Origin of the sequence: Thiomonas sp. SCN 64-16 (assembly GCF_001725585.1) — a bacterium.
In the GTDB taxonomy this organism is placed as follows: Bacteria; Pseudomonadota; Gammaproteobacteria; order Burkholderiales; family Burkholderiaceae_C; genus Thiomonas; species Thiomonas arsenitoxydans.
Genome location: NZ_MEGQ01000005.1, coordinates 18669 through 40489, shown reverse-complemented (window position 1 = coordinate 40489; position 21821 = coordinate 18669). Strand labels below are relative to the sequence as shown.

18 protein-coding genes and 1 riboswitch are annotated in these 21821 nt (G+C 64.4%); of the genes, 11 read left to right on the top strand and 7 right to left on the bottom strand.

Going from position 1 to position 21821, the window contains the following annotated elements; genetic code table 11:
* Positions 1-187: 187 nt before the first annotated feature.
* From aceB to ABT24_RS02450, 5 genes are all read left to right on the top strand, one after another.
* On the top strand, positions 188-1774 hold the full coding sequence (gene aceB / locus ABT24_RS02470) for a malate synthase A (RefSeq protein ID WP_276729534.1): 1587 nt from the start codon (positions 188-190) through the stop codon (positions 1772-1774).
* 231 nt (positions 1775-2005) lie between these two features.
* A complete protein-coding gene (locus tag ABT24_RS02465; RefSeq protein ID WP_276729537.1) occupies positions 2006-3208 on the top strand; it encodes a GGDEF domain-containing protein in 1203 nt (400 codons plus the stop codon).
* 129 nt (positions 3209-3337) lie between these two features.
* On the top strand, positions 3338-4072 hold the full coding sequence (locus ABT24_RS02460) for an SDR family oxidoreductase (RefSeq protein WP_276729539.1): 735 nt from the start codon (positions 3338-3340) through the stop codon (positions 4070-4072).
* Entirely contained in the window at positions 4069-4761 is a 693-nt protein-coding gene (locus ABT24_RS02455; protein WP_276729542.1) for a cupin domain-containing protein, read from the top strand. Before ABT24_RS02460 ends, ABT24_RS02455 begins: the two co-directional genes overlap by 4 nt.
* A 38-nt stretch (positions 4762-4799) precedes the next feature.
* The gene (locus tag ABT24_RS02450; RefSeq protein ID WP_276729545.1) at positions 4800-5276 is read left to right on the top strand and encodes a transcriptional repressor; all 477 of its coding nucleotides are present in this window, start codon (positions 4800-4802) and stop codon (positions 5274-5276) included.
* A gap of 7 nt (positions 5277-5283) precedes the next feature.
* On the opposite strand, the gene ABT24_RS02445 is transcribed toward ABT24_RS02450, so the two are convergent.
* The 3 genes from ABT24_RS02445 to lipB all read right to left on the bottom strand — a co-directional run bounded on the left by ABT24_RS02445 (position 5284) and on the right by lipB (position 7494).
* Complete coding sequence (locus tag ABT24_RS02445; RefSeq protein WP_013107198.1) at positions 5284-5739, bottom strand: DUF3429 domain-containing protein; 456 nt, start codon at positions 5737-5739, stop codon at positions 5284-5286.
* Positions 5740-5826: 87 nt separating this feature from the next.
* Entirely contained in the window at positions 5827-6792 is a 966-nt protein-coding gene (gene lipA / locus ABT24_RS02440) for a lipoyl synthase (protein ID WP_276729547.1), read from the bottom strand.
* A gap of 30 nt (positions 6793-6822) precedes the next feature.
* Positions 6823-7494 carry a lipoyl(octanoyl) transferase LipB gene (lipB, locus tag ABT24_RS02435; protein WP_276729550.1) on the bottom strand — a complete coding sequence of 224 codons (672 nt, stop codon included), beginning with the start codon at positions 7492-7494 and terminating at the stop codon, positions 6823-6825.
* A gap of 180 nt (positions 7495-7674) precedes the next feature.
* Between lipB and ABT24_RS02430 the strand changes: the two genes are divergently transcribed.
* Positions 7675-8349, top strand: a complete 675-nt coding sequence (locus ABT24_RS02430; protein ID WP_013107201.1) for a class I SAM-dependent methyltransferase — start codon at positions 7675-7677, stop codon at positions 8347-8349.
* A 27-nt stretch (positions 8350-8376) separates the two neighbouring features.
* Complete coding sequence (locus ABT24_RS02425) at positions 8377-8541, top strand: hypothetical protein (RefSeq protein ID WP_013107202.1); 165 nt, start codon at positions 8377-8379, stop codon at positions 8539-8541.
* A 1-nt stretch (position 8542) separates the two neighbouring features.
* Here the strand turns inward: ABT24_RS02425 and ABT24_RS02420 are convergent, their stop codons facing one another.
* On the bottom strand, positions 8543-9142 hold the full coding sequence (locus tag ABT24_RS02420; protein ID WP_276729554.1) for a Crp/Fnr family transcriptional regulator: 600 nt from the start codon (positions 9140-9142) through the stop codon (positions 8543-8545).
* Positions 9143-9212: 70 nt separating this feature from the next.
* Positions 9213-9292, top strand: a riboswitch (S-adenosyl-L-homocysteine riboswitch).
* Between the two features lie 44 nt (positions 9293-9336).
* On the opposite strand from ABT24_RS02420, the gene metH reads away from it, so the two are divergent.
* The gene (metH, locus tag ABT24_RS02415; protein WP_276729556.1) at positions 9337-12075 is read left to right on the top strand and encodes a methionine synthase; all 2739 of its coding nucleotides are present in this window, start codon (positions 9337-9339) and stop codon (positions 12073-12075) included.
* Positions 12076-12334: 259 nt separating this feature from the next.
* Here metH and ABT24_RS02410 read toward each other — a convergent pair whose 3' ends face one another.
* From ABT24_RS02410 to ABT24_RS02400, 3 genes are all read right to left on the bottom strand, one after another.
* On the bottom strand, positions 12335-15463 hold the full coding sequence (locus tag ABT24_RS02410) for an efflux RND transporter permease subunit (RefSeq protein ID WP_013124262.1): 3129 nt from the start codon (positions 15461-15463) through the stop codon (positions 12335-12337).
* A gap of 15 nt (positions 15464-15478) precedes the next feature.
* Positions 15479-16663: an efflux RND transporter periplasmic adaptor subunit gene (locus ABT24_RS02405; protein ID WP_276729559.1), complete on the bottom strand. Its 1185-nt coding sequence runs from the start codon at positions 16661-16663 to the stop codon at positions 15479-15481.
* Positions 16664-16729: 66 nt separating this feature from the next.
* On the bottom strand, positions 16730-18232 hold the full coding sequence (locus tag ABT24_RS02400; RefSeq protein WP_276729562.1) for an efflux transporter outer membrane subunit: 1503 nt from the start codon (positions 18230-18232) through the stop codon (positions 16730-16732).
* Between the two features lie 246 nt (positions 18233-18478).
* Here ABT24_RS02400 and ABT24_RS02395 point away from each other — a divergent pair, with 246 nt between their 5' ends.
* The 3 genes from ABT24_RS02395 (at position 18479) to ABT24_RS02385 (ending at position 21562) form a co-directional block, all read left to right on the top strand.
* Positions 18479-19342, top strand: a complete 864-nt coding sequence (locus tag ABT24_RS02395) for an AraC family transcriptional regulator (protein ID WP_276729565.1) — start codon at positions 18479-18481, stop codon at positions 19340-19342.
* 93 nt (positions 19343-19435) lie between these two features.
* Positions 19436-20713 carry an O-acetylhomoserine aminocarboxypropyltransferase/cysteine synthase family protein gene (locus tag ABT24_RS02390; protein WP_276729568.1) on the top strand — a complete coding sequence of 426 codons (1278 nt, stop codon included), beginning with the start codon at positions 19436-19438 and terminating at the stop codon, positions 20711-20713.
* An 87-nt stretch (positions 20714-20800) separates the two neighbouring features.
* On the top strand, positions 20801-21562 hold the full coding sequence (locus ABT24_RS02385) for a glycine zipper 2TM domain-containing protein (RefSeq protein WP_276729571.1): 762 nt from the start codon (positions 20801-20803) through the stop codon (positions 21560-21562).
* The last annotated feature ends 259 nt before the right edge of the window (positions 21563-21821 follow it).

The window sequence follows — 21821 nt, the reverse complement described above, 5'->3', positions numbered from 1 at the left end:
CTCGCCGGAAATTGGGTCGGTAAAAGTCATCAATCTAGCGCATGTTCGGCGCCAGCCGGATAGATTTATGCCGCGGTGCAGCATAAACTCTGAGCATCCCAAAAAGATGGGCGGCTGCCGACGCGCTGCGCAATCCGTTGCGACGCGGCAGCCGCAAACCTTCACCCAAACTCACGGAGATCGCCAAATGACAACCCCTTCCGCCCCTCAGGGCGTCACCTTGAACGCCCCGCTGCAGCCGGGCTTCGACCGCATCCTCACTCCTGACGCGCTGGCCTTCGTCGCCCAGTTGCACCGCGCTTTCGAGCCGCGTCGTCAGGCCCTGCTGGCGGCCCGTGCGGCCCGCACTGCCCGCCTCGACGCCGGTGAAAAACCCGATTTCCTCGCCGAGACTCGGGCGGTGCGCGAGGGCGACTGGAAAATCGCCCCGCTGCCCCAGGCGCTGCAGCGTCGCCGCGTGGAGATCACCGGCCCGGTGGATCGCAAGATGATCATCAACGCCTTCAACTCGGGCGCCGACAGCTATATGGCCGACTTCGAGGACGCCAACACGCCAAACTGGGCCAACCAGATCGAAGGGCAGATCAATCTGTTCGACGCCATTCGCCGCACCATCCACCTGGAGCAGAACGGCAAGACCTACGCGCTGGGCGACACCATCGCCACCCTGCAGGTTCGCCCGCGCGGCTGGCATCTGGACGAAAAACATCTGCTGGTGGACGGCCAGCGGGTGAGCGGCAGCCTGTTCGATTTCGGGCTGTTCTTTTTCCACAACGCCCGCGAGCTGCTGGCCCGCGGCGCTGGCCCCTACTTTTACCTGCCCAAGATGGAAAGCCATCTGGAAGCGCGGTTGTGGAACGAGGTTTTCGTGCTGGCGCAGAACACCCTGGGCCTGCCGCAGGGCTCCATCAAGGCCACCGTGCTGGTCGAAACCATCCTCGCCGCGTTCGAGATGGACGAGATTCTGTTTGAGTTGCGCGAGCACAGCGCCGGGCTGAACGCGGGCCGGTGGGATTACATTTTCAGCGCCATCAAGAAGTTCAAAGTGGATCACGACTTCTGCTTGGCCGACCGTTCGCAGATCACCATGACGGTGCCGTTCATGCGTGCCTACGCCCTGCTGCTGCTCAAGACCTGCCACAAGCGCGGCGCGCCAGCCATTGGCGGCATGAGCGCGCTCATCCCCATCAAGAACGACGCGGAGAAGAACGCCAAGGCCATGGAGGGCATCCGCATGGACAAGCGCCGCGACGCCACCGACGGCTACGACGGTGGCTGGGTGGCGCATCCGGGGCTGGTGTCGGTGGCGATGGAGGAGTTCGTCGCCGTGCTGGGCGATGCGCCCAACCAGATCGGCAAGACTCGCGACGATGTCAAGGTGGGCGCCGCCGACCTGCTGGACTTCCGCCCGGAAGCCCCCATCACCGAAGCCGGGCTGCGCAACAACACCAACGTCGGCATTCACTACCTCGGCGCGTGGCTGGCGGGCAGCGGCGCCGTGCCCATCCACAATCTGATGGAAGACGCGGCCACCGCCGAAATCTCGCGCAGCCAGGTGTGGCAATGGATTCAGAGCCCCAAGGGTGTTCTGAGCGACGGCCGCAAAGTCACTGCCGATCTGGTGCGCGCGATCATCCCGGAGGAACTCGCCAAGGTCAAAGCCACCGGCGCGACGGGCCAGTTCAACAAGGCCGCGCAGATCTTCGAGCAGATGGCCACTAGCGCCACGTTCACCGACTTCCTCACCCTGCCGCTGTATGAGGAACTGAGCTGAACGCACTATCGGGCCAGTAATAACCAATAGCCCCTGCACAGCCGCCCACCCTGGCGGCTGTTTTACATTTTGGCCTGTACGGCGCAGACGATCCTGCGGAAAGTAGCGTTGGAAAAATACATCGCTAGGAAATCCGGGGGATCTCCGACACCAAGGCAGCGCAAAATGCGATCTCACGTTCGATGCTGAAGAGGGGTTGACCCGCTTCGGCGCCTTCGCCTACCGCCCTTCATGCCCCACACCCTCACCATCGTCCAGTGGCTGCTGCTGGCAGTGGCTGTGCAGCAGGTCGTGTTCTCCACGGCCTGGCTGGCGGTGGCCCGGCTGGCGGGGCTGGCGCGCCAGAGCGCCTACTACTGGGCCGCGTTCTGCGGGCTGGGCGCGCTGTCCATCTTGCTGCTGGCTTTGCGCGGCAATGTGCCGCAAGTGCTGGGCTATCAGCTGGCGGATGTGCTGCTCGTCATCTCGGCCACGGCGGCGCGACGGGCCAGCGAATTGTTTTTCGACCGTCCGGGCCGGTTGCGGGAGCACGCGCTGATCATCGGTCTGGCGATTCTGGGCATCGGGCTGACGGGCACGTCCGTGGCGATGGAAGAGTGGCGCATTGCCATCGTCTGCCTGCTCATCGCCTGGATCGCGGCCCGCGGCGTCTGGGGCGTGCACGCCAGCATGGCGCAGGAATTCGGCCGCCCTGTCACCTTGCTGCTGCATGGCCCCACCCTGTTCATTGCGGCCACGCTGCTGTGGCGCGCCTTTGCCGTGTTCACTGGCAACGGCCAGGCGCTGGACTACCGCGAGGATGGCCTGCTCAACGAATTGCTCACTCTCACGCTGCTGCTCGTCGCCTCGTTTCTCAGCCTGATCTACGGCGGTATGCTGATGGCCCGGTTGGTACGCAGACTGCACGATCTGGCGCTGAAAGACCCGCTCACCGGGCTGCTCAACCGGCGGGCCGCGCAACAGTTGCTGGAGCGCGAATGGGCGTCCTACCGCCACAAAGACCTGCCGTTTTGCGTGCTGATGATCGACATCGATCATTTCAAGCGCATCAACGACGAATACGGCCACGCCGTGGGCGACCGGGTGCTGACCGGCCTGGCCACGCTGCTGCGCGAAGGCACGCGGCCGAGCGATCATGTGGCGCGCATGGGCGGCGAGGAGTTTCTGGTGTTTCTGCCGCAAACCGAACTGCCCTCGGCGCAAGCCGCCGCCGAGCGGCTGCGCCAGCACACGGCGGCGTGGGTTCTGCAGCCTGAAGAGCTGTCGATCACCATCAGCATCGGCGTGGCGCAAGCCGCGGCAGAAGACAGCGCTTTCGATGATCTGCTGATTCGCGCCGACCGCGCGCTGTACGCAGCCAAATCGGCCGGGCGCAACCGCGTACATCTGGCCGACCCCTTCGTGGACGAAGTCACCAGCCTCGCGACGGCTTAAAACCCGATCACGCCATTTGTGCACGACCCAGCGGACATGCCCGCACAGCGCGCGCGTGGATTTGGCGCCGCACTGCAAAGCGCCAGTGCGCAGATCTAGCATCTGGCTTCGACAAAAAAAGAGATCCCCATGCATATCCGTTCCCTGAAAGATCAAGTCGCCGTCATCACCGGCGCCTCTAGTGGTATTGGCGCAGCCGCCGCGCGCGCTTTGGTGGCCGAAGGAATGTCCGTCGTGCTCGCGGCGCGCTCTGCCGACAAGCTCAAGACCCTCGCCGATGAACTGGGCAGCCGCGCCCTGGTCGTCGCCACCGATGTGGGCGACGAAGGTCAGGTGCAGCAGTTGTTCGAAACGGTCAAAACCCGGTTCGGCGGCTTGGACCTGTTGTTCAACAACGCGGGCGTGGGTTATCACGGCGCCTTCGAGCACGGCCGCACCGAGGAGTGGAAGGCCACCATCGACGCCAATCTCTGGGGGGTGCTGTATTGCACGCGCGCAGCCATACCGCTGTTGCGTGGCCGCCCCGGCGCGATGATCAACACGGTTTCCAGCGTGGGCGGGCGGCGCGGCATTGAAGGTTGGGCCGTCTACAACGCCACCAAGTTCGCCGTCGTGGGCCTACACGACGCGCTGCGCAAGGAGCTGGGGCCAGAGGGCATCCGGGTTTCTCTGATCGAGCCCGGGGCGGTGTACACCGACTGGGGCCACAACGTTCCGGAAGATCAAATGAAGACCCGGCGTGATGCCATCGAAGCCCTGCATGCCGACGACATCGCCCAAGCGCTGCTTTATGCCTTCGCCCAGCCGCCGCATGTCAACCCGCAGGAACTGCTGATCCTGCCGACCAAACAGGTTTCGCCATGAGTGCCGTGCTCGACCCCGCTGCCCCCGCATTGCTGCGTGCCGACTTTTCCCGCGCTGAAGTGGTGGACACGACCGCCCTGCCCTGGGTGGATTCGCCCGCAGTCGGCGTGCAACGCAAATTGATCGAGCGTGACGGCGGTGAGGCCGCGCGCGCCACCTCGCTGGTGCGCTACGCGCCGGGCGCGCGTTTTGCCGCACACCTGCACCCGCTGGGCGAAGAAATTCTGGTGCTGCAAGGCACGTTTGCCGATGAGCACGGCGTTTACCCGGTGGGCACTTATCTGAAAAACCCTCCTGGCTCGCGCCACGCGCCGTTCACCGAACAGGGCTGCACCCTGCTGGTGAAATTGCGTCACATGCAGCCCGACGATGGTGAGCGTGTGGTGATCGACACGCATCGCGCGCCCTGGCTGCCCGGTCTGGTGCAAGGGCTGAGCGTCAAACCCCTGTCCGACTTTGCGGGCGAGCATGCCGCGCTGGTGCAGTGGGCGCCCGGCACCGTGTTCACCGCGCATCGGCACTGGGGCGGGGAAGAAATCTATGTGATCGAAGGCGTGTTCGAAGACGAGCACGGCCGGTATCCGGCAGGCACCTGGATGCGCAGCCCGCACCTGAGCCAGCATGCCCCGTTCAGCCGGTCAGGCTGCACCATTTTCGTGAAAGTGGGCCATCTGCCGGAACAGGGCTGATACCGCCCGGTCGCGCGGCTTGTTGCATACTTGCAGGCATGACCGCTCATCGCCATCACCACCAGGAAGCCTCTCATGAGGCCTTGTCGCATGCCGAAGCCCTGTGCACCGCCCGCGGCGTGCGACTCACCCCGCTGCGGCGTCGGGTGCTGGAGCTGGTGCAATCGCGCACCGAGGCGGTCAAGGCCTATGACCTGCTCGCGCAGTTGTCCACCGAGGATCACGCGGCCAAGCCGCCCACGGTGTATCGCGCCCTCGATTTCCTGCTGGAGCAGGGGCTGATTCACCGCGTCGATAGCCTGAACGCCTTTGTCGGCTGCAACCACCCTGACACGCCGCACGCCGCGCACCTGCTGCTATGCGCCCGATGCGGCCGGGTGGAGGAACTGCAAAGCGACGCGGTGGATGCCGCCATTGCCAAGGCCGTAGCGGCCACCGGTTTTGTCGCCCGGCACGCGCGGCTGGAAGTGCAAGGGCTGTGCGCGGCCTGCGCCGCCGCAACCCAGGACGATTAGCGCTTGTTCAGCCCGCAGGCTTGAGGGTGTAAAGCCGGGCCAGCGTCAAACCGAGACCAAGCAGCGCGCCCAGCGTGAGCCACAGGCGCAGTTGCAAAAACCACGACGGCCACGGAAGCTGCTTGCGCAGCATCACATCGGCCGCATAAGCAATGGCCAGGCCGATGAACAGCCCGGTCATGCCGTACACCCAGTTCGACGCCCAGGTCATGCGCCAGGCCCACAGCGGCAGCACCACGCCCCAGCCCAGCAGCAGCCAAGGACGTTGCACCTGACCTTCGGGCAGCACCAGCGCTGCGCCCCAGTAGAGCGCGCCGAGAAACGCCAGAATGGCCGCAGCGTATTGCGCCTGAATCACCACCACGGCGGTCAGCGAGGTCTCGGGCGCAATCCACGCGGCAAGGCCCAGAGCGATAAAGGGAATGAGCCCAGCCAGGCCCAGCGCATAGGCGGGAAACTTCATCAGGCGATCTCCAGAACGAATGAATTTTGAACCCGGATTGTCGCTGCCGCGAACTCGCAGCGCGGTGCGCTGGCGCAAGAAATCGGTTCAGATACCGGCCGCATGCGCCTGCTGATCGGCGTGATAGCTGCTGCGCACCAACGCGCCGACGGCGGCGTGGGTGAACCCCATCGCCAGCGCTTCGCGCTCGAGCATCGCGAAGGTGTCGGGGTGCACATAGCGCGCCACCGGCAGATGGTGCCCGGTGGGCGCGAGATACTGGCCGATGGTGAGCATGTCGATGCCATGCGCGCGCATGTCGCGCATCACGTCGAGAATTTCATCGTCGGTTTCGCCCAGACCCACCATCAGCCCGCTTTTGGTGGGAATGCCGGGATAGCGCGCCTTGAAATCGGCCAGCAGCTTGAGCGAGTGGGCGTAATCGGCGCCGGGACGGGCCTGTTTGTAGAGGCGCGGCACGGTCTCGAGGTTGTGATTCATCACATCAGGAAGCCCGGCGGCGAACAGATCGAGCGCCTTGTCGAGACGGCCGCGGAAATCGGGCACGAGCACTTCGATCTGCGTGGTGGGCGATAGCGCGCGGGTCGTCTGGATGCAGTCCACGAAGTGTTGCGCGCCGCCGTCGCGCAGATCGTCGCGGTCCACGCTGGTGATGACCACATAGCGCAGTCGCATGGCCGCGATGGCCCGCGCCAGATTGCCGGGCTCTTCAGGGTCGAGCGGGTCGGGGCGGCCGTGGCCGACGTCGCAGAAGGGGCAACGGCGGGTGCATTTGTCACCCATGATCATGAAGGTGGCCGTGCCCTTGCCGAAACATTCGCCGATGTTGGGGCAACTGGCCTCTTCGCACACGGTCACCAGCTTGTGCTCGCGCAACAGCCCTTTGATGGCGTAGAACTGCGACGAAGGCGCCGCCGCTTTGACGCGAATCCAGTCGGGCTTGCGCAGCGGTGCATCGCCAGCGGGCACGATTTTGATGGGAATACGGGCGGTCTTGGCCTGCCCTTTTTGTTTGATCGTGGGGTCGGCAAGCGGTGGGGTCGGCGAGGTCATGTAAAAGGGCGCAGTAGGCGAAAAAAACGCTCAAGGCTTCATGGTAGGCCCGCCGCCTTGCGTCTGCCAAAGCGCGGCGAATTCCTCGGCAAAGGTTGCAGCGACTTGCTCCACGGCAGCATTCGCGCCCTGACTCGCCATGTCGAGGGTGCGCAGCCCGGCGTAGCCGCAGGGGTTGATCCAGGTGAACGGTTGCAGGTCCATCGCCACGTTGATGGCCACGCCGTGATAGGTGCAACCGTTGCGCACCTTGAGCCCGAGGGCCGAGATCTTCTCGCTAGACGCGAGGTAGATGCCCGGCGCGCCGGGGTGGCGCACCCCTTCGATGCTCCAACGCGCCAAGGTGCGGATCACCGCCTCCTCGATGCGCTGCACGGTTTCGCGCACCATCCAGCGGCGGCGGCGAAGGTCGAGCAGCAAATAGATCACCGCCTGACCGGGGCCGTGATAGGTGATCTGCCCGCCGCGATCGGTCTGCACGACGGGAACGCCGTGCGCATCGAGCAGATGCTCGGGCCGACCGGCCTGGCCCTGAGTGAACACCGGCGGATGCTCCACGCCCCAGATCTGGTCGGGCGTAGTCGCGTCGCGCGCATCGGTCAGCGCCCGCATGGCTTGCCAGGTCGGCAGATAGTCCTGTCGGCCCAGCCATTGCCAATTCAAAACGTGCACGGCGGTGGGTTCTGCGAGGTTGGAGTTCATGCTAAGGTTGCGCTCAGTTGCGGCATTCACACTATAAAAACAGCAGGGAGATAAGCCCAAGACCGGCACTGAACCGGCATCAAATCCTTCGTTCGTCTTGGCTATTTGCTCGGCGCCGCGTGCGTCGGAGTTCTGGACGGCACGATTTGGATCCACTCTCAGGAATTGTCCTGTATCCGCATGAGTATCACTCCCCCCAGCCCTGTGAGCCCTGTGCGCGCCGGGCAGCAAATTCGCACCTTCCTGCGCGCCTGGGCCCGCGACCCCATGGGTGTGGCCGCCGTGCTGCCCTCAGGGCGGCAGCTCAGCCAGAAAATGCTCAAGCCGCTTTCGCTGCTGCCCGAAAGCGATCCGGCCCAGCAGCGGGTGATCGAGCTCGGCGCGGGCACGGGCGCCTTCACCCGCGCTCTCATCGAGCACGGTTTGCACTGCGCCAATCTGCTGGTCGTCGAGCGCGACGCCTCGTTGCACGGTCTTCTGCGGCAGCGATTTCCTGATCTGCAGCTGATCCAGGCCGATGCCTGCGCGCTGCGTACCGCGGCACAGGCTTCGGGCTACCTGCTGGGCGGCCCGGCGGATGCGGTGATCAGCGGGCTGGGCCTGCTTTCCATGCCGCGTGCCACACAACGCTCTATTCTGAACGAGGCGTTTTCCGTGCTGCGGCCCGGCGGTTGCTTTGTGCAGTTCACCTACGGTCATGCCAGCCCGGTTTCGCGCGCCTTGCGCGAAGAACTCGGTCTGCAGGTGCGACGCGCCGGGCTGGCCTGGCGCAACGCGCCGCCGGCCTCGGTTTTCGTTTATCAACGCGCTTTTACAGCCGCACACACCTTCAGCCCGCCGGACGCGACACAATAAATTCCCCGCGATTTCAGGACGCTTGCCGTGGCCGGATTTTTCGTCTCCGTCATCATTTATCCCTTTGCCGTTTATGGCCTGCGCCGGTTTTTCACCGAGCGCCTGGGGATGGAAAACAACATCGGATTTCTGGTGTTTTTGCTCGCCAGCGTGGTGAGCTGGCTGGCTGCGGAAGCCGTGGGGCGGCTTTGATTCAGTCCGGCGCCGCAGGGTCGTCGAGCTGGCTGGGCGAAAAACCCGACTTCGGCCCCAGCATCTGCGCGCGGATGGCCGGGTGCATGGCGCTGACCAGGCGCGACATCGAAGTGAGTTTGTTCGAGGTGTCGCGCAGATGCTCGGCCAGACGGCTGGCGATGCCCAGAGCGAGTCGCGCCGCCGTTGCGGGATGCTCGACCAGCAGCCGCTCCAGCGCTTCGCGGCTGAGTTCGGCCAGGGCCACATCGGAATAGGCCACGCAACTCGCGCTGCGCGGTGCATCGAGCAAGACGCCCATTTCCCCGAACATCTGCCCGGCCTTGGCGATGGAAACCACCAGACTGTCGCCTTGGTGCTGCGGCGCTTTCTCCACACTCACCTCGCCATACAGCAGCATCAGAATGGTGCCGTCATGCGTGTCGTCATCCTGCTGAATGAAGCGCGTGCCCGCCTGCATCCAGCGCACCTGCATCTGGTTGGCGATGAGTACGGCATCTTCCGCGGTCAGCCGGTGGCCGGGCTGACGCAGCAGCAACTGCGCAATGCGCGGCGCCCAGGTGGCGTGGACGGACTGTTGGGACGGACGGCGATCGGGCATGGCGATGGATGGGGTTACGAATGCATGGTAGGCCCGGTGCACCTCATTCCTATTGATATTTACAATACGTCGCTCCAAGGAGCGTTGCAGCGCCTGCCATGAAGTGTGCGGCAGGGGTCAGGCTTGGGGTCTCAACGGCGCTCATCCCTTCTTCCCCCGCGCGGTGACGAAGGCTGACAACTGATCGAGATCCCATGCCCCAAGACGCAACCGCCCCCGCCCTTCCCCCGCTGCAACTCTCCGGCCTCGAGCCGCTTATCGTCGGCCCCGGCTCGCTGTTCGTCAACATCGGCGAGCGCACCAATGTGACGGGTTCCAAAGCCTTCGCCCGCATGATCCTCGCCGGGGAGTACGACAAGGCGCTGGCCGTGGCACGGCAGCAGGTGGAAAACGGCGCGCAGATCATCGATGTCAATATGGACGAAGCCATGCTCGACAGCAAGGCGGCGATGGTGCGCTTTCTCAACCTCATGGCCTCCGAGCCCGACATCGCCCGTGTGCCGGTGATGATCGACAGTTCCAAGTGGAGCGTGATCGAGGCGGGGCTGCGCTGCGTGCAGGGCAAGGCGGTGGTGAACTCCATCTCCATGAAAGAGGGCGAGGCCGAGTTCATCCGCCAGGCGCGGCTGCTGCGCCGCTATGGCGCGGCCACCGTGGTCATGGCGTTCGATGAGCAGGGGCAGGCCGACACTTTCGAGCGCAAGACGCAGATCTGCGAGCGCGCCTATCGCCTGTTGGTCGATCAGGTGGGGTTTCCGGCGGAAGACATCATTTTCGATCCGAACATTTTCGCCATCGCCACCGGCATCGAGGAGCACAACAACTACGCGGTCGATTTCATTAACGCCACGCGCTGGATCAAGCAGAACCTGCCCGGTGCCAAGGTGTCGGGCGGCGTGTCCAACGTGAGTTTTAGCTTCCGCGGCAACGAGCCGGTGCGCGAGGCCATCCACACCGTGTTCCTGTATCACGCCATTCAGGCCGGGATGGACATGGGCATCGTCAACGCCGGGCAAATGGGCGTTTACGACGACCTCGACCCCGAGTTGCGCGAGCGCGTGGAAGACGTGGTGCTCAACCGCCGCCCCGACGCCACCGAGCGCCTGCTCGAAGTGGCCGAAGCGGTGAAGGGCGCGGCCAAAGACGATACCGCCCGGCTGGCCTGGCGCGAGCTGCCGGTGCGCCAGCGTCTGAGCCACGCGCTGGTGCACGGCATTACCGACTTCATCGTCGACGACACCGAAGAAGTCTGGCAGACCATCCGTGCCGAAGGCGGGCGGCCGCTGCACGTCATCGAAGGCCCGCTGATGGACGGCATGAACGTGGTCGGCGACTTGTTCGGCGCGGGCAAGATGTTCCTGCCCCAGGTCGTCAAGAGTGCGCGGGTGATGAAGCAAGCCGTGGCCCATCTGCTGCCCTACATCGAAGCTGAGAAGCTGGAAATGCAGGCCGCGGGTTGCGATGTGCGCGCCAAGGGCAAGATCGTCATCGCCACGGTGAAGGGCGACGTGCACGACATCGGCAAGAACATCGTCACCGTGGTGCTCCAGTGCAACAACTTCGAAGTGGTGAACATGGGCGTGATGGTGCCCGCCAAGGACATCCTCGCCAAGGCGCGTGAAGAAGGCGCGGACATCATCGGGCTGTCCGGCCTCATCACCCCGAGCCTCGAAGAAATGCAGCATGTGGCCGCCGAGATGCAACGCGACGACTACTTCCGCAGCCGCAAGATGCCCCTGCTCATCGGCGGCGCCACCACCAGCCGGGTGCACACCGCGGTGAAAATTTCCCCGCATTACGAAGGGCCGGTGGTGTATGTGCCCGACGCCTCGCGCAGCGTGGGCGTGGCGCAGAGCCTGCTGTCCGATCAGGCAGCGGCCTATATCGCCGAGATCGAGGCCGACTACGAAAAGGTGCGCATTCTGCACGCCAACAAGCGCGTGACGCCCTTGGTGCCGCTGGCCGCCGCCCGCGCCAACAAAACCAAAATCGACTGGTCGGGCTACACGCCGCCGGTGCCCAAGTTCATCGGGCGGCGGGTGTTTCGCAACTACGACCTGTCCGAGATCGCGGCCTGCATCGACTGGGCGCCCTTCTTCCAGACCTGGGATCTTGCGGGCAAGTTTCCCGACATCCTCACCGACGACATCGTGGGCGAATCCGCTCGCCGCGTCTACAGCGACGCGCAGCGCATGCTCAAGCGTCTGATCGAAGGCCGCTGGCTCACCGCCAATGCCGTCATCGGCCTGTGGCCGGCCAATAGTGTGAACGATGACGACATCGCACTCTATACCGACGAGAGCCGCAGCAGCGAGTTGATGGTGTGGCATGGCCTGCGCCAGCAGACCGAGCGCCCGGTGGTGGACGGCGTACCCCGCCCCAACCGCGCGCTGGCCGACTTCATCGCGCCCAAGGGCGTGGCGGCGGACTACATCGGCATGTTCGCCGTGACCGCCGGACTGGGGGTGGAAGCGAAGGAGAAAGCCTTCCTCGCCGACCTCGACGACTATTCCGCCATCATGCTCAAGTCGCTGGCCGACCGCTTGGCCGAGGCATTGGCCGAGCGCATGCACCAGCGCGTGCGCACCGAGTTCTGGGCCTATGCGCCCGAAGAATCGCTGAGCAACGCCGAGTTGATCGCCGAGAAGTATCGGGGCATCCGCCCGGCGCCGGGTTATCCCGCCTGCCCTGAACACTCGGTGAAAGGGGAGATGTTCGCCGCGCTGCAGGCGCAGGACATCGGCATGTCGCTGACCGAGAGCTGGGCCATGATGCCCGCAGCCAGCGTGAGCGGCTTTTATTTCGCCCACCCGCAGGCGCAATACTTCAATGTCGGCGCGGTAGGTGAAGACCAGAAGGCCGATTGGGAACGCAGAGCCGGTCGGCCGTTGGAGTCGGTGGCGATTCAGGCGTTGGAGCCTGCCAAGGTCTGAATCAAGTCGCTGCGTCGAGTTGTTGCGGCTCAGTCCAGAGCAACTCTTTTGGCACTGTGCCGCCGTTCTCGGCCCGCTTTAGCCGCACGGTCTTGTGCGTCAGCCACACAGATCGATGCGCGAGATGACATGCGGCAGCAGGAGAACGTGACACGAGCTCCTCTGCATCACGGTCGCCCCCAAAAAGACTTTTCTGGCAGAGCGAGACCATTGGGAATGCAAGAAAAAACCGGCGAAAAGCCGGTTTTTTCAATGATGCTCAGTGCGCCGTAGAGGCGCCGCCGCCGGGCGGATGCGCCAGCGGGTCATTCGCCTCCGCTTCACGCAGCGCCTGGGCGCGGGCCTCGTGGCTATGGTCGGCGCCGAGCAGCATGTACATCGCAGGCACGACGAACAGCGTGAACAGGGTGCCGATGGACAGGCCGGTGGCGATGACCAGGCCCATGTTGAAACGGCTGACCGCGCCCGCTCCGCTGGCGAAAATCAGCGGCATGACACCCAGCACCATGGCGGCAGTGGTCATCAGAATCGGGCGCAGACGCATGCCTGCGGCGTGTTCGATGGCTTCGCGTTTACTTCGCCCTTCACGCTGCAGGTTGTTGGCGAACTCGACGATGAGAATGCCATGTTTGGAGATCAAGCCGATCAGCGTCACCAGCCCGACCTCGGTGTAGATGTTGAGGGTGGCGTGGCCGATGCCCAGGTTGATGAACAGCAGCGCGCCCGAGATCGCCATGGGCACCGACACCAGAATGATGACCGGATCGCGGAAGCTCTCGAACTGTGCCGACAGCGCCAGGAAAATGATGATCATGGCGAAGCCGAAGGTCAGCACCAGCCCGCCGGTCTCTTGCTCGAACTGGCGCGACGGCCCGGCGAAGTCGTAGCTATAGCCGACCGGCAGGGTGCGCTTGGCGAGGGTCACCAGATCGTCCAGCGCCTGCCCCTGGGCGATGGTGGGCAGGGAAACGCCCTGAATGGTGGCCGAGTTGAGCTGCTGGAAGTGGTTGATGGTTTCGGGCTGCACGCTCGAGGTCAGGTGCACCACGGTGGACAGCGGCACCATCGCCCCGCTGGCCGTGCGGATGTAGTAGTGCTGCAGCTGGCTGGCATTGAGGCGGTACTTTTGCGCGACCTGCGGAATGACCTTGTAGGAGCGGCCGTCGAGTTCGAAAAAGTTGACGTAACCGCCACCGAGCATGGCCGACATCGCCGAGCCGATGTCCTGCATGGTCAGGCCGAGTTGCGCGGCCATATTGCGGTCGATGTGCAGGCGGGTCTGCGGCAGATCGATGCGCAGGTCAGACTGCAGGAAGATGAACTTGCCGGATTTCAGCGCGTCTTGCAGGAATTTCTGCGACACCTCGTAGAGCTTGTCCGCCGGTTCGGTGGTGGTGATGACGAACTGGATGGGCAGGCCGCGCGAGCCCGGCAGCGGCGGCGGCTGGAACACGGCGATCTGGCTGCCGGCGATGTGATTGAGCTTTTGCTGTAGCTCGGGCTGCATCTGCGTGGCCGTGCGGGTGCGCTCGTTCCACGGTTTGAGCACCATGCCGCCAATCACTTGGCTGGGGGTGTTGAGCTGGAACACATGGTCGGTTTCGGGGAAGGTCTTGAACACGTCATAGACCTGCTTGGCATAGAGCGCGCGCTGGTCGAGCGTAGCCGTCGGGCTGTTGAACGATATGGCGATGAGCACACCCTGATCTTCTTGCGGCGCCAGCTCCGACATCGAGGTGGAGTAAAGGAAATAGATGGAGCCCAGAATGATGACCGCCATCACCGCCGTCACCGGCAGAAAGTTGAGCGAGCCGTGCAGGGTGCGCTCGTAGCGGTTGTGCAGCCGGTCGAAGCTGTGATCGAGGAACAGCACCAGCCGGTCTTGCCAGCTATGGCTCTGCGGATCGGGCGCCTTGAGCAGCTTGGAGCACATCATGGGCGACAGGGTCAGCGCGATGATGGCCGAGATCACCACGGTGCCCACCAGGGTGAAGGCGAACTCGGTGAACAGCGCACCGGTGAGGCCGCCCATGAAGCCGATGGGCACATACACCGCCACGAGCACGATGGTCATGGCGATGATGGGGTTGGCCAGTTCACGCGCGGCCCGCACGGCGGCGTCATGCCGCGACATGCCTTCTTCGAGGTGGCGGCTGATGTTCTCGACCACGATGATGGCGTCGTCCACCACCAATCCGATGGCCAGCACGATGGATAGCAGGGTGAGCAGGTTGATCGAGTAGCCCAGCGCCAGCATGATGGTGAAGGTGCCCACGATCGACAGCGGGATGGCCACCAGCGGAATGATGACCGAGCGCAGCGAACCGAGGAAGATGAACACCACGGCGGTGACGATGAGCACGGCTTCGACCAGCGTCTTGATCACCTCGTCGATGGAGGAGGTGACGAACTTGGTCGAGTCATAGACGATCTGCCCCTTCAATCCGGCGGGCAATTGCTGCTGAATATCGGGGAAGACCTTGCGCACGCGGGCCACGACGTCGAGCAGATTGGCGCCGGGCGCCACCTGAATGCCGACAAACACCGAGGACTTGCCATCGAAGGCCACCGAGCTGTCGTAGTCGTCCGAGCCGAGGGTGACGTTGGCCACCTGATCGAGCCGCACCACCTGGCCGTCAACCGTCTTCACCACCATATTGCGGAAGCCGCTGAGCGACTTCAGATCGGTGTTGGCCGACACATTGATCTGCACCATCTGGCCCTTGGTATTGCCCGTGGCCGAGAGATAGTTGTTGGCGGCCAAGGCCGAATACACATCGGCGGCAGTCAGGCCGTAGGCCGCGAGTTTGTTGGGGTCGAGCCAGGCGCGCAGGGCGAAATTCTTGGCGCCCAGAATCTCCGCCGTCTGCACGCCGTCGACCGACTGCAGCCTGGGCTGCACCGAACGGGTGATGTAGTCGGTGATCTGATTGGGCTTGAGCACATCGCTGTAAAAGCCGATGTACATGGCGTCGATGGTCTGCCCGATGGAGACGGTGAGCACCGGCTTCTGCGCCGCGGCGGGCAGCTGGTTGAGCACCGAGTTCACCTTGGTATTGATCTCGGTGAGCGCCTTGTCGGGGTCGTAGTTCAGCCGCAGGTTGGCGGTGATGGTGCTGCTGCTCTGCACGCTGCTCGACGTCATGTAGTCGATGCCGTTGGCCTGCGCGATGGCGTTTTCCAGCGGCGTGGTGATGAAACTGGCCACCAGATTGGCGTCGGCGCCGGGGTAGGTGGTGGTGACGGTGACCACGGCGTTCTGCGTGTACGGATATTGCAGCACCGGCAGCAAGCCCGCCGAGCGCAGGCCGAGCACCAAAATCACCAGGCTGACCACCATGGCCAGTACCGGACGATCAATGAAGATGTCTGTGAATTTCTTGTTCATCGCGCTCTAGCCGGTTCAGGAATTGGGCACTTGCGGGTTGGGGTTGTCCGACGGCTGCACGCTGTTGTTGATCAGCACCGGCACGCCATTGCGCAGCTTGAGCTGCCCGGCGGTCACCACGGTGTCACCGGCCTTCAGCCCGCTGAGCACGGCCACCTGATCTCCGCGCGTCAGCCCGGTGGTGATGAAGCGCTGCTCGGCCACCAGCTTGGGTTTGCCGTCGGCGCCCTTGCCTTCATCCTTGACCAGAAAGACCGTCGCGCCATACGGGTTGTAGGCCACGGCCGCGTTAGGCAGGGTGATGTAGTTGTGCGGCTCGCCATCGGTCAGTCGTATCGTGGCGAACACGCCGGGCAGCAACTCGCCCTTGGGGTTGGGAATGCGGGCGCGCACCGTGAGGTTGCGCGTGGCCGTGTTGATCTGCGGCTCGACCGCAATGACCTTGGCTTCGAAGGTTTTGCCGGGCGCCGCGTTGGTAGTGAGCTCCGCCTTCATGCCCACATGCACCAGATCGATCTGGTTCTGCGGCACGGTGAAGTCGATGTCCATCGGATCGAGCGCCTGCAGCGTGACCACCGCCGTGCCCGGCGCCAGATATTGGCCGAGGTTGACCTGCCGAATGCCCAGCACGCCCGCGAACGGCGCGGTGACAGTGGCCTGCGCCAGCACCGCCTTTTGCGCATTGATCTGCTCGGCCAGCGCCTTGAGTTGGGCCTGCACGCTGGTCACATTGGCACGGTCGGTGTCAACCACGGCCTGGCTGATGGCCTGCACCTTGAGCTGCGCTTCGTCTCGCGCCAGAGTGATTTGCGCCAGATTGAGCTGGGCCTGCAACTGCCCCACCTGCGCCTGCAGCTGCGCGAGCTGGGCGCGCTGCGGGGCGTCGTTGATCTGCGCCAGCACTTGGCCTGCGCGCACTTTCTCGCCAGAGCGGAAATGAATGGCGGTGACCACTCCTGCGATTTGCGGACTGAGCGAGGCCTGCTGGCTGGCGCGCAAATTACCGAGCGCTTCGACCGTGGGCTGCCAGGATGACTCCTGCGCCACGATGGTCGAAACCGTCTGCGGCGGGTTGGACATGCCCTTGATCGCCTTGGCAATCATGGTGCTCTTGAAGTGCTGGAACCACACCATCCCCCCAATCAGGACGGCGGCGATGATGAGCATGATGATCATGCGCTTGGTGGTGCCTTTGGTCATCTGTGAACTCCGTGTACTGGCTTTTGTAGGGGGGCTGATCGGGAATGCCGAGGGAATATTGAAGGCTTACTTGCTGGCCGACGCAGCGGCGACTGGGGCGCTCTGCTCATCCAGCACACCGCCGCCCATGGCCTGATAGAGCGCCGCGCTGTCGGCCAGACGCTGCGCCTGGGCCGAGATCAGGCCGATGCGGGTTTGCTGCGCCTGCTGCTGCGCGGTGAGCAACTGCAGATAGCTGGCGGCGCCCAGCAGGTATTGCTGGTCGACGAGCTTGAGCGACTCTTGCGCTGCCGTATCGGCTGCGGCCTGCGCCTGCAGCGTCTGCGCGTCGTTGTCGAGTGCGCGCAGGGCATCGGCCACATTGCGCAAGGCTTGCAGCACGGTCTGTTGATAGTTGGCTCCGGCCGCTTGCAGGCTGGCTTCGGCCGCGTTTGCACCGGCCTTCAAACCGGCATTGAACAGGGGTTGAGCCAGACTGCCGGCCAGCGACCAAACCGCTGAGCCCGGGCCGAACAAGGCACCCATGGTGAGCGCCTGAGTGCCCAGACTGGCGCTGAGATTGATCTGCGGATAAAGGTTGGAGACTGCCACGCCGTACTGGGCCGTGGCCGCGTGCAACAGCGCCTGGCTGGCCTGGATGTCCGGGCGCTGCTGCACCAGCGCGGACGGCACGACGACGGGCAGCGTTTGCGGCAAGGTGAAGTCGGCCAGGGTGAAACGGGGAATATCGGCCGCGCCCGGCGCCTGGCCGAGCAACACGGCCAGCAGATGATCGGTCTGCTCGAGCTTGTTGCGCAGCGGCGGCACGCTGGCGCGCGTCTGCTCCACCTGAGTTTCTAGCGTCAGCACATCGGTACGGGCGGCCGCGCCGAGGGCGAAGCGTTTGCGGGCGATATCGAGCTGGTTTTGCTGCGCCTTGAGGATGGTCTCGGTGGCGTCGATCTGCGCCCCAAGCTGCGCCTGGGTGAACGCCGCCGTGACCACATTGGCCGCCAGGGTCAGCTTGGCCCCCTGGAGCTGGTACTGCTGATAGTCGGCCTGCGCGGCCAGAGCTTCGAGCGCGCGGCGGTTGCCGCCGAACAGGTCGAAGTTGTAATTGACCGCAATGCTGGCGTTGTACAGGTTGAAAATGTTTGTGGCGCTGCTGCTCTGTCCGACAGACGCCGCATTGGTCTGATTGCGGTTGGCGCCGAGCTTGCCATTGACCGTGGGATAGAGCGTGGAACCGGCCTGCGCCTGGTAAGTCTGCTGCGCCTGGCGCAGGGTGGCTTCGGCGGCGGCCAGCGTCGGGCTGCTGCGCTGCGCCGCGTCCACCAAGCTATCGAGGCGGGAAGAGCCATAGACCCGCCACCAGTCGGGCGCGATGCGCTCGACCGTCTGGAAGCGCTGCGCCCCGCCCAGCGTGCCGGGGGCCGATGCGGTCTGCGCGGGCAAGGCATGGCGGGTGTATTGCTGAACCGAGGGCGCCTTGGGCGTATGGAAATCGGGGCCGACCGTCGTGCAGCCGCCAAGCAGGGCGGCGCCAAGGGCAATCCATAAAACGCGAGGGGTCGCGGGCAAATTCTGCATAAGGCGGTCCGGAGAGGCGGAAGGCAATGGGGGGAGAAAAACCTGACGATTTTCACCGCGCGATGCGCCCGGGAGCAGGGCGCTGCGGATCAAAAGCCGACTGATTCTAGGATGCGCTTGCGATTCCTGCCGGGCGCGCTCCCCCGATTGCATGGGACGAACGAGGCGGATGCTAGGGGAGGACGATATGGCCGGGTTGCTTTAGTATGCCAATGAATATCGCAAACACGCCACACAAACGCCACGATGCCCCACACCGCGCCGACGTCCACTGATGGTGAATGCAGCAAGGCCGAGTTGCTCGACCGCATCAATCACCTGGGCGGCGCCGAGCTGATCGCGGTGAATGTGCGCAATCAGCTCGCCATGGACCCGCAGACCCATTGCCACGCCCGCGGCACGCTGTTTCTGCTCACCGAGGGTCTGGTCATTGTTGAAACCGCGCAGGGTCGCCAGCTTTCCCCCTCGCAGACCATCGGCTGGATGCCGCCCGGCGTGGAGCACGCGGTGCAGTCTTACGGGCCGACCGCGGGTTTCGGCGCCTTTCTCACGCCGCAGTTCTGCGGTGATCTGCCGGCCGAACCGACGAGCTACCCGGTCAACCCGCTGGTGGCGCTGGTGCTGCAAAAGGCGCTGAGCTGGCCGCACGACGCCCCGCTCGATCTCACCCGCATGCGTCTGCTGCTGGTGCTGCTCGATGAATTACGCCAGTCGCCCGCCCGCCCGCTGCAACTACCCTGGCCGCAGGACGCCCGGCTGCTGAGCATCGCCCGCGCCCTGCTGGGCAATATTGCCAGCCCGCGCACCCTGGAGCAGTGGGCGCGCTGGGCCGACATCAGCGCCCGCTCGCTGAGCCGGAAATTCGTGCTGGAAACCGGCATGAGCTTCGCCCAATGGCGTCAATGGGCGCGGCTGACCCAGGCGCTGGAATGGCTGGCCACGGGCCGGGCGGTGAAGGATGTGGCGCTGTCTCTGGGGTATGACAGTGTGAGCGCCTTCATCAAGACCTTCCGCCAGGCGCTGGGCACCACGCCATCGGCCTACTTCCAGACGCAGCAGCGCAAGCAGGCGGCCTTGAATCCTCGCGTCGCTGCAGATCAAGAGGCATAAGCTTCAAACGATTCGATCCTTGGATTTGCGTCAAATGCCCATTAGGCTTTGACCCACATTGGGCTTTGACCCATATCGACCGGAGACCTCCCCATGAAATTCGAAACCCTGGCCGTCCACGCCGGCTACAGCCCCGATCCCGTGACCCGTTCGGTCGCCGTACCCATTTACCAGACGGTGTCGTATGCCTTCGACGACACCCAGCACGGCGCCGACTTATTCGATCTGAAGGTCGCGGGCAATATCTACACCCGTATGATGAATCCGACCAACGACGTGCTGGAAAAGCGCGTCGCAGCGCTCGAAGGCGGCGTGGCGGCGCTGACGGTGGCCTCGGGCATGGCTGCCATCACCGCGGCGATTCAAACCCTGGCCGAGGCGGGTGACAACATCGTCTCCAGCAGCCGTTTGTATGGCGGCACCTACAACCTGTTCGCCCACACCTTTCCGCGGCAAGGGCTGGAGGTGCGCTTCGCCGACCCGCGCGACCCCGATGCCTTCGCCCGGCTGATCGACGCCCGCACCCGCGCGGTGTTTTGCGAAACCATCGGCAATCCGCTGGGCAACGTCACCGATATCGGCGCGCTCGCCGCGGTGGCGCACGCCCATGGCGTGCCGCTGATCGTGGACAACACCGTACCCTCGCCCTACCTCTGCCGTCCGTTCGAGCACGGCGCCGACATCGTGGTGCACGCGCTGACCAAATACCTCGGCGGCCACGGCAACAGCATGGGCGGAGCCATCGTCGACTCCGGCAAGTTCGACTGGGCCGCGCACGCCGACCGCTTCAAGCTGCTGGTCGAGCCCGATGTGAGCTATCACGGTGTGAGCTACACAGCGCAGTTCGGCGCTGCCGCGTTCATCGCCCGCGCCCGCGTGGTGCCGCTGCGCAATATGGGCGCGGCGCTGTCCCCGCTCAACGCCTTTCTCATTCTGCAAGGCATCGAAACCCTGCCGCTGCGCATGGACCGCATCTGCGCCAACGCGCTGCACATCGCCACGCACCTGCAAAAGCATCCGCGGGTGGCCTGGGTGCGCTACGCCGGGCTGGTGGACCATCCCGATCACGACGTCGCCCAGCGCTTGATGCAGGGACGCGCCTCGGGCATCCTGAGCTTCGGGCTCAAAGGCGGTCGCGAAGCCGGGGCGCGTTTTCAGGATGCGCTCAAGCTGTTCACCCGGCTGGTCAACATCGGTGACTGCAAGTCGCTGGCCTGCCATCCGGCCACGACCACGCATCGCCAGCTCAACGCGCAGGAGCTGGCTGCTGCCGGGGTGAGCGAGGACATGGTGCGGCTGTCCATCGGCATCGAGAATCAGCAAGACCTGATCGCCGACCTGGATCAGGCGCTGGAGGCCAGCGGCCACTGATGTGCAGCGCTGCGGGCGGCTGTCGTCAAATAGGCGGTCTGCCGCGTTAACCACGCACACATTTCATCGGAATCACGGGAGAGCAATATGTCATCCATTCCTCCGCAAGGCCCAGCCACGACGGGAAAAGGCGTCTGGATCGCGGTTTTCGTCATGGGCGCCGTCATCGTGGCCTTGCTGGCCGCGGTGCTTTACAAGCTCAGCGATAGCTCGGGCAGCAAACCCGAAGTCGCCGCAGCCTCAGCGGTGGCCGTCCCCACCAAACCACTGGCCGCTGCGTCGCAACCGGCCAGCGCGCCAGTCGTGGCAACAGGCCTCGCCCCAAGGTCCGCCGCCGAATCGGCCCAGGCGCCCGCGCCCCAGCCTGTGGTCAAACAGCCCGTAGTCGCCCCGCAACCCTCCCGCGTGGCACAACAGACGGCCGCGCCGCAGACCTTCGCGCCGCAACAGTTCGCTCCTCAACAAGTTGCACCGCAAACCGCGCCTATTCCGGCCGCACCGCAACAGCCCGTCTGCAATAACTGCGGCACGGTGACTGCGGTCACGCCGGTGCAGGTGCAGTCGCAGCAGACCAACCCGGTGGGCGTGATCGCCGGGGGACTCATCGGCGGCATCCTGGGCAATCAGGTCGGCGGCGGTGACGGACGCAAGCTGGCCACCGTGGCTGGCGCGATCGGCGGCGGCCTCGCGGGCAACGAAATCGCCAAACGGGTGGATGCGCAGACTGTCTACAACGTGCAAGTCCGCCTGGACAACGGTCAGGTACAGACGATGCAGCTCAAGGTCGCCCCGCCCGTGGGGCAGCGTGTGCAGATTGGCGCCGACGGCGGACTCAACCCGATTCAATAAAGTCTGCCCACGCTATTTCTTAACGGCCAAACACCGCCTGTTTACGGGGGGTCGCCACACTGTTCGCGGATGATTGACGGGAAAGATAGAGCGTTACAAAATGGGCTGAACTTTTTGCTTTTTTCCTGAACAGAACTGGTGCTACGTGGCTTGAGTTCATGCTCGATCCTGTGGCCCTCCAAGTTGCCCGGTAGTCTGCTCTACAGACTCTCCCCCCGATCCGGGCATTTCCAGCCAGGTGCGCAAAGCACCTGGCTTT

Coding starts and splice junctions, on each gene's coding strand:
- aceB (WP_276729534.1), top strand. CDS start 188: ATGACAACCCCTTCCGCCCCTCAGGGCGTCACCTTGAACGCCCCGCTG.
- ABT24_RS02465 (WP_276729537.1), top strand. CDS start 2,006: ATGCCCCACACCCTCACCATCGTCCAGTGGCTGCTGCTGGCAGTGGCT.
- ABT24_RS02460 (WP_276729539.1), top strand. CDS start 3,338: ATGCATATCCGTTCCCTGAAAGATCAAGTCGCCGTCATCACCGGCGCC.
- ABT24_RS02455 (WP_276729542.1), top strand. CDS start 4,069: ATGAGTGCCGTGCTCGACCCCGCTGCCCCCGCATTGCTGCGTGCCGAC.
- ABT24_RS02450 (WP_276729545.1), top strand. CDS start 4,800: ATGACCGCTCATCGCCATCACCACCAGGAAGCCTCTCATGAGGCCTTG.
- ABT24_RS02445 (WP_013107198.1), bottom strand. CDS start 5,739: ATGAAGTTTCCCGCCTATGCGCTGGGCCTGGCTGGGCTCATTCCCTTT.
- lipA (WP_276729547.1), bottom strand. CDS start 6,792: ATGACCTCGCCGACCCCACCGCTTGCCGACCCCACGATCAAACAAAAA.
- lipB (WP_276729550.1), bottom strand. CDS start 7,494: ATGAACTCCAACCTCGCAGAACCCACCGCCGTGCACGTTTTGAATTGG.
- ABT24_RS02430 (WP_013107201.1), top strand. CDS start 7,675: ATGAGTATCACTCCCCCCAGCCCTGTGAGCCCTGTGCGCGCCGGGCAG.
- ABT24_RS02420 (WP_276729554.1), bottom strand. CDS start 9,142: ATGCCCGATCGCCGTCCGTCCCAACAGTCCGTCCACGCCACCTGGGCG.
- metH (WP_276729556.1), top strand. CDS start 9,337: ATGCCCCAAGACGCAACCGCCCCCGCCCTTCCCCCGCTGCAACTCTCC.
- ABT24_RS02410 (WP_013124262.1), bottom strand. CDS start 15,463: ATGAACAAGAAATTCACAGACATCTTCATTGATCGTCCGGTACTGGCC.
- ABT24_RS02405 (WP_276729559.1), bottom strand. CDS start 16,663: ATGACCAAAGGCACCACCAAGCGCATGATCATCATGCTCATCATCGCC.
- ABT24_RS02400 (WP_276729562.1), bottom strand. CDS start 18,232: ATGCAGAATTTGCCCGCGACCCCTCGCGTTTTATGGATTGCCCTTGGC.
- ABT24_RS02395 (WP_276729565.1), top strand. CDS start 18,479: ATGCCCCACACCGCGCCGACGTCCACTGATGGTGAATGCAGCAAGGCC.
- ABT24_RS02390 (WP_276729568.1), top strand. CDS start 19,436: ATGAAATTCGAAACCCTGGCCGTCCACGCCGGCTACAGCCCCGATCCC.
- ABT24_RS02385 (WP_276729571.1), top strand. CDS start 20,801: ATGTCATCCATTCCTCCGCAAGGCCCAGCCACGACGGGAAAAGGCGTC.